The 7,428-nt window shown below is 50.7% G+C and carries 4 protein-coding genes; all 4 read right to left on the reverse strand.

Features of this window, described 5'->3' with window-relative positions; all coding sequences use genetic code 11:
- Nucleotide 1: 1 nt before the first annotated feature.
- Entirely contained in the window at nt 2-973 is a 972-nt protein-coding gene (locus tag GC101_RS15005) for an ABC transporter permease (protein WP_039306525.1), read from the reverse strand.
- Nucleotides 974-1,096: 123 nt separating this feature from the next.
- Nucleotides 1,097-2,839 (reverse strand): peptide-binding protein, encoded by a 1,743-nt coding sequence (locus GC101_RS15010; protein ID WP_171717890.1) that lies wholly within the window; start codon nt 2,837-2,839, stop codon nt 1,097-1,099.
- Nucleotides 2,840-3,468: 629 nt separating this feature from the next.
- On the reverse strand, nt 3,469-6,021 hold the full coding sequence (locus tag GC101_RS15015; protein ID WP_171717891.1) for an ABC transporter permease: 2,553 nt from the start codon (nt 6,019-6,021) through the stop codon (nt 3,469-3,471).
- A 13-nt stretch (nt 6,022-6,034) separates the two neighbouring features.
- Nucleotides 6,035-6,736 carry an ABC transporter ATP-binding protein gene (locus GC101_RS15020; RefSeq protein WP_042133636.1) on the reverse strand — a complete coding sequence of 234 codons (702 nt, stop codon included), beginning with the start codon at nt 6,734-6,736 and terminating at the stop codon, nt 6,035-6,037.
- Nucleotides 6,737-7,428 lie beyond the last annotated feature (692 nt).

Raw genomic sequence — 7,428 nt, forward strand, 5'->3', positions numbered from 1 at the left:
TTCATGCCGTCTTGCCCCCTTGCTTACCGAGCTTCACCCGGGGATCAACTACGGCATACAGTATATCTGCCAGGAGATTGCCAATAACGACTATAACAGCCGTCACTATAGTAACAGCCATCAGTGCCGAATATTCGCGCGCACCTGCCATCTCAACAAACCAACGGCCCATTCCCGGCCAGTTGAATACATTCTCAGTTAAAGCGGCCCCTCCCACCAGTATGGGAAGATCAAGGCCGAGTATCGTAATAATCGGAATCAGTGCATTGCGCAGCGCATGGCGGAAGACCACCTTACGCTCTTTGACGCCCTTGGCACGTGCCGTACGGATATAATCCTGATCGAGCACTTCCAGCATACTTGCCCGCGCATATTTCATATAAGAGGCCAGGAAACCAAGTGCCAACACCGTAATCGGCAGCACCAGATGCATGAACAAATCGCCTATATTGCCTTCCTTGCCTCTGGTGTACATGTCCGACAACGGAAACCAGTCCAGCTTCAGTGACAACCATTGCTGGAGGAGTATTCCGAACCAGAAGGTCGGCATTGCGAAGCCTAAGTAAGAAATGAATGAAGCCGTCTGGTCAGATAGACCATACACTTTGGTACTGTTATAGATCCCCCAAGGAATTGCGATCAGCAGTGATACCAGCCAAGCCGCACCCATCAGAATCACGGTGTTGCCAATACGCGGCCAGAGAAGATCGGATACCGCAATATGGTTCTTGAAGGTGTAACCCAAGTCTCCTTGCAGCAGGTCGCCGATCCAGCGCACATACTGTACCGGAACAGGCTGATCCAGCCCAAGGTTCTTGGCTTGCTGTTCAAATATTTCCGGGGATAAGCCCGGAGATAGCATGACTTGCGTCGGTCCGCCCGGAGCAGCATGGATGAGAAGAAAGGTCAGTATGGTAATCAGAAAGATGACCAATACCGATTGAAGCACGCGTCGTATCAGATATTCTGTCATGGGCTATCCTCCTAGAGATGGTAAGGCGATAGATTACGGAAGGCTCCCCCATTCATACAAAAGGGGGAGGTGAAAGAGAATTCTCTTTCACCTCCCGTAATTCTATTCAGTTAGTTCGGTTCGTTAGTCGGTTACCCACCATTTGATAGCGTGGAAGAATTGTCCGTAGCCCAGTGACGGCTCAGGAGCATCTTCTTCTGCCCAGTGAACTCTAGGACCTGTTCCGATAGCCTGACCATATTGATACAGGAATACATATGGAAGATCCGTGGAAATTTCTTTACCTACTTCTTTGTAGATCTCTTTACGTTCAGCCTGGTCAACAGTGGAATAACCGTCTACCCACAGCTGATCCAGCTTCTCATTCTTATACCAGCCGCTGTTCTGGCCGGCAGGCGGGAAGTATTTGGAGGAGAAAATGCTCTCTGCATCCGGATCCGGTGTATTCAGGGACCAAGCCAGCAGCAAGGCCTGGAATTTACCCGGTGTTACGTTCTGGTCAATCCAAGCTGCAAAGTCGATCGCCTTAGGTGTTACTTCAATCCCAACATCCTTCAGGTTCTGCTGGATAACAGCGGCTACTTGCTCGCGGCGGCTGTTGCCGGCATTGTATTGCAGTTCGAAGGAGAAGCGGTGTCCGTCTTTAGTGAGAATACCGTCTTTGGCATCAGCAACCCATCCGTCTTCTGCCAGGAGCTTCTTGGCAGTTTCGGCGTTGTAGTCATAGTTCACAGCGGCATCACCCGGGTCAGCCCAAGTGTCCGGAAGGAATGGGGCATTCATCAGGGCGCCTACGCCTTTTAGAATATTGTCTACCATACCTTGACGGTTCAGTGCATGTGCAATTGCCTGTCTGGTCTTCTGTCCGGCGAACAGGCCATAGCTATCAGGGAAGTTCTTGCCGTCGAAGTTAAACATTACATATTCATACTGTGCGCCCGGCTTCTGAATAATGTCGATATCGCCGTCAGCTTTAACGGCTTCAACCTGCGTTACCGGAATCGCACTGATATGGTCCGTGTCGCCCTTCATGATAGCCTGAACCTCAGTGTTCTGATCGGCGTAGATTTTGTAAACCACTTGAGCGATATGAGGCTTAACAGTACCCCAGTAGTTCGGATCGGCATCAAGGGTGTGGCTTTCGCCTTGTTTCCAGGCTGTCCATTTCCAAGGTCCGCTGGTTACGGTCTTGGCCGGGTCTGTACCGAAGGCATTGGTTTGGATTTCAGTCGGCTTTACATCCTTCAGAATGTGCGCTGGCACGATAGCCTGGCACAGGGCGTACAGGAACGGCGCATAGATTTGGGACAATGTGAATTTCACAGTCTGGTCATCGACCTTCTCTACGGTCTTCACCTTGTCAAATGCACTGGTCAGCGGTGAACCTGTCTCCGGATTTTTGCCGGTTTCAATTGTATACACTACATCATCCGCAGTAATCGGCTGGCCGTCACTCCATTTGATTGTATCTTTCAATTTCACGGTATAAGTCAGACCATCTTCAGAGATAACCGGAAGCTCTGCAGCCAGTGACCAAGGCTCCGGAGTTACGTTCCCTCCACGGTCCAGATCATACAAGGAGGCGAATACGAATTGGGCAATATCGCCTGAAGAGGTGTCATTGATTAAGAGAGGATTAATATTAACAATATCGGAGAATGTGCTGAGTACAATTGTTCCGCCGTCAACCGGTGCATCTGCGGCCGGTTCAGCTGTAGCATCAGGTGCTGCGCTCTCAGCGGCTGTTGTTGCTGCAGGAGCATTAGTTGGAGAACTTGCAGTGTTATTGGTGCTGCAACCCGTAAATAGAACCCCTACCAACGATACAACAAGTAAACCAGACCACCATTTTCTCTTTTTCGCCATTCCTTTTACTCCTCCTTAGTTAAGTGCGTGTAGTGAGCGTTACCCGGAACCACAGGTCCGGTTCGCCACCTTCTCTTCAAAGCTTCCGGGAGACTGGGTATTCTGGATGATTCTACCCCTGCCGCTATAATTCAGCTGACATCTGCAATCCATGTAATATAACATCACATACGATACCTATGACATTCAAGGATCAAATAGACCGCAGGTCAATTAGAGGCAGGGGCAACTTTCCCGGCTGGGAGTCTTAACAATTCCCTATAAATTATGGTTTATATTACATGTGAATATATCTTACGTCAATATATTTATTTATCACTTTCATATCTTATTTATGCGCGCAAAAAATAATTCCTTCCAATATAGTAAAAGAAACTCACCAAGAACCTCTTTTCAAACTATTCAACTGTGTTTAATACGGTTAGTTTTTATGACTTAATGTTATCATTTTCGTGTTAATTCGACATCTTTCAGCATGATTATCTTTTTTGCGAGCTTGGTCGCATAGTGATTTCTATATTTCAATACACAAAAAGGAAGAAAACCAGGCCAGGAGAACTCTTCCGGCAGCCTGTTTTTCTTCCTCATTTTCTTGCTCTTTTTATGTTTTTGACAAAATAGTGACTACGTTACTCCACCGATTTCAGCGCTTCAATCATATGAATCCGCTTCAGCTTAAGGTGCATGAACGCCATTACAATCCCCGAGAACAGCACGGTCAGCAGGGCCGCATACAGGTAACTCTGCCACTTGATCAGCGGCGCGAACATCGTGGCATCCAGCTCAGCCGTTGACAGGACAAAGCCATGCAGCAGAATCCCCAGTGCACCGCCGAAGATGATCCCGAGCAGTGTTAAGAGGATATTCTCCCGGTATATATACATGGTGACTTCTTTATCGTAGAAGCCCAGAACCTTGATTGTGGACAGCTCCCGGACCCGTTCAGACACATTGATATTGGTCAGATTATAGAGTACCACGAAGGCAAGCGCAGCAGCGGACACGATCAGTACTACTATAACAACGTCCATGCTCTTCATGGTCCCGTCAAAAGCTTCGCCCACCCCGCTGGAAAAGCTGACCAGCGCCACCTGGCCGTTCGCGGTTAATTTTTCCCCGAAGTTGTCTTCCCACTGCTTATCCTGCGCGCTGTAGTTCAGCAGCTGAGTGTTATAGACCGGCCCGCCGCCAAATACCTTGGTATAGTAAGCCGGCGTCATATACACATAATGCAGCACATAGTTCTCGGTAACCGCCGACACCTTGACCTGAAATTCCTCATTGTTGCTATCCAGAACAGTCAGGCTGTCTCCCGGAACCAGATCATACAGCTTGGCGAGCTTCTCGGTAATGATTGCGCCATCGTCTGTCAGCACCCGCGGTTCATCTGATGTACGGTCCTTCAGTGTAACGAACGGAGCCAGTTTATCAGCATCTGCAGGGACGAAAATCCGCACCTCCTGATCGTTAACCCCTTTGGCCCGGGCAGTCATTGCTTCCTGAAGCACATCCAGCGTTCCCGTAACTGCGGACTCCTGTTTAATCAGTTCTGCGTAGGACGCCTTATCTTCGGCTGTTGCATTGTCATGCAGCGCCACCAGGGCGCTATATTTCATAATCCCGCCGAACTGCCGGTCGGCAATGCTGCCAATGGAATCCTTCAGCCCAAAGCCGGTCAGTATAAGCGCGGTACAGCCCGCCACCCCGATTACAGTCATGAACATCCGCTGCTTGTAGCGGAACAGATTGCGGGCCGTCACCTTCTGCACGAAGCTGAGCCGTTTCCACAAAAAGCCGAACCGCTCCAGCATAATACGCTGTCCGCTCTTGGGGGCCTTGGGCCGCATCAGCACCGACGCATTGCTGCGCAGCTCCACCCGGGAAGCAATCATCGCCGTCATGGCTGTACATACCAGCGCTACTATTATGGAAATAATGGCGTAGGCGGGATAGAAGCTTTTGATCACCCCCGGCAGGTTATAGAGCTGGCTGTAGGCATTATAGATAATGCCCGGAAATAAGGTGAAGCCGATCGCAAGCCCCGCAATGGACGCGGCAAGACTGGCGAGTGTGCCATAGACCAGAAATTTGGTCATAATGTCCATGGAACCATACCCAAGTGCCTTCAAGGTACCGATCTGCAGACGCTGCTCCTCAACCATACGGGTCATCGTCGTTAAGCTGACGAGTGCCGCAATCAGGAAAAAGAACACCGGAAACGCCGTGGCAATCGCCGACAGCCGGTCTGCATTATCCTTGTATTCGGCGTAACCCGGGTTGATCGTCCGGTCTGTCACATACACCTTCGGCAGCTCCAGCGGGTTCTGCGCTGCAGAGGCCTCCGCCTGCTGTTGCTGCGCCTCGTCCATAGGCTGCTGGCCCGCAGCCAGCAGCTTTGCGGCTTCCGCCCTCAGCTCTTCCAGACGCTGCTGCGGGTAATCCTTCAGCGCTTCCTCGGTCTCCGGCAGATGCCGCTCGATGAGAGCATCATAAGCCGGAGTATAAGCTGTTTCTGCAGCCGTATCCGTGAAGCTGAGATAGGCCTCTGTGTACACCGGGAGGCTGAAGTCATCCACCCGGATGACAGCAAACGCATCGGCTGTCCCTTTGCCGATGCGGCTCGTTCCACGGGTCGACGTTTCAATATATTGCGGACTCTGCGCGAAGCCGACCACGGTATAGCTCAATGTCTGGAAATTCCCCGCCAGATCATCCCCTGCCTCGCCGCTGAAGGTAATTGAATCTCCCAGCGAGAACTTTTCCTCCTGCAGCAGATAGGCGTCAAGTACGATCTCCCCGGATGCCTCAGGCAGATGCCCGGAGGTAATCTTGTACCCGTTCAGTTCATTATCGTCAGCATAGGAATACACCTTAGCAATCAGTCCGCTCTCACCAAGAAACACATCCGAGCTGTACACAGGCTGAACAGTCTGCACTCCGGGAATGTCCCGAAGATTATCAATACTCTTCTCTGTCAGCCCATAAGTGGACTGAACACGTAAATCCATCAGCCTATGATCCTTATAATAAGTCGCTGCGGTATCCAGCATATCCGGCCCCGCTGATTTGATCCCGGCAAAAAAACTTACCCCCAGCATAATAATCGCAAAAATCGAGAGAAACCTTGCTTTCGTATGACGGATTTCCCGAAAAACATCCTTCCATAATGCCCGTTTCTTCATGTCCTCCGGCTCCTTACCATTCAATATCTTCCACGGATACCGGTGTTGCGTTCCTCACCATTTTCCGTACCTTCGCGTTATTGATTTCAATAACCCGGTCCGCCATCGGTGCAATAGCCAAGTTATGCGTAATGACAATAACCGTGGTTCCGGTATTGCGGCAGGTATCCTGCAGCAGCTTCAGTACCTGTTTGCCGGTATTGTAATCGAGCGCACCTGTCGGCTCATCGCAGAGCAGCAGCTTCGGCTGTTTGGCCAGCGCTCTGGCAATGGCGACACGCTGCTGCTCCCCGCCGGACAGCTGGGCCGGAAAGTTATTCAGCCGCTCTCCAAGTCCTACATCCTCCAGCACCTTACGGGCATCCAGCGCACGCGGAGAGATCTGGGATGCCAGCTCAACATTCTCCAGCGTCGTCAGATTGGGTACAAGATTATAGAACTGGAATACAAAACCCACGTCATTACGGCGGTAGCCGGTCAATTCTTTGGCGCTGAAACGAGCGATGTCGGTACCGTCCACAATGACCTGGCCTTCGTCGGCGGAATCCATCCCGCCCAGTATGTTAAGCACCGTCGATTTCCCCGCTCCGCTGGGACCTACAATCACAGCGAACTCGCCCTGTTCAATTTCAAAATCAATTCCGTCATTGGCTACAATCAGGGTCTCCCCCATTTTGTACCGCTTATATTCGCCTTTCACAGTAACAAACGCCATGCCATCTCCTCCTGTCTTCTCCACAAACCGCCTTTGCTTGGGCATACATGCCGGCAAATGCAGTCCTGCTCTCAAGTTTAGCACAACAGCCCCCTATAAATACAAAAGCGGGATTATGCGGCAACCCCCTGCCCCGCTCCTCGCGGAATAACGGAATCAGAACAAAATCACCCTAACGGCTGAATCAAGCTGGAGCTTATGCGGTTATGCGGGCTGTGCAGCTTATGTAGAGATTACGGTCACTTCACAATGCTCCTCATTTCCTCCTTTTGCCTGCATTCGATGAAATCAGGGGCACTTTTGCTCCTCACTTTCTCCTTTTGCCTGCATTCGATGAAATCAGGGGCACTTTTGCTCTTCATTTCCGCCTCCCGCCCACTTTCGGCGGGATTAGAGGGATCTATCCCTTTGATTTCCCAATACCGCCCACTTATGGCGGATTTAGAGGGATTTATCCCTTTGATTTCCCCGTACCGCCCACTTTCGGCGGAATTAGAGGGATTTATCCCTTTGATTTCCCCATATCGCCCGCTTTCGGCGGATTTAGAGGGATTTATCCCTTTGATTTTCCCATGCCGCCCACTTACGGCGATCCCACTGGGAATCCTGCTATAAGAACACATTCGTCCGTCAGACGAATCTGCTCCTAATCCGACTAACTCTATCCACTACAGACAAATATCATAATTCCC

The organism is Paenibacillus phytohabitans (assembly GCF_013141775.1).
Lineage (GTDB): Bacteria > Bacillota > Bacilli > Paenibacillales > Paenibacillaceae > Paenibacillus_AQ > Paenibacillus_AQ phytohabitans.

Coding starts and splice junctions, on each gene's coding strand:
- GC101_RS15010 (WP_171717890.1), bottom strand. CDS start 2,839: ATGGCGAAAAAGAGAAAATGGTGGTCTGGTTTACTTGTTGTATCGTTG.
- GC101_RS15020 (WP_042133636.1), bottom strand. CDS start 6,736: ATGGCGTTTGTTACTGTGAAAGGCGAATATAAGCGGTACAAAATGGGG.
- GC101_RS15015 (WP_171717891.1), bottom strand. CDS start 6,021: ATGAAGAAACGGGCATTATGGAAGGATGTTTTTCGGGAAATCCGTCAT.
- GC101_RS15005 (WP_039306525.1), bottom strand. CDS start 973: ATGACAGAATATCTGATACGACGCGTGCTTCAATCGGTATTGGTCATC.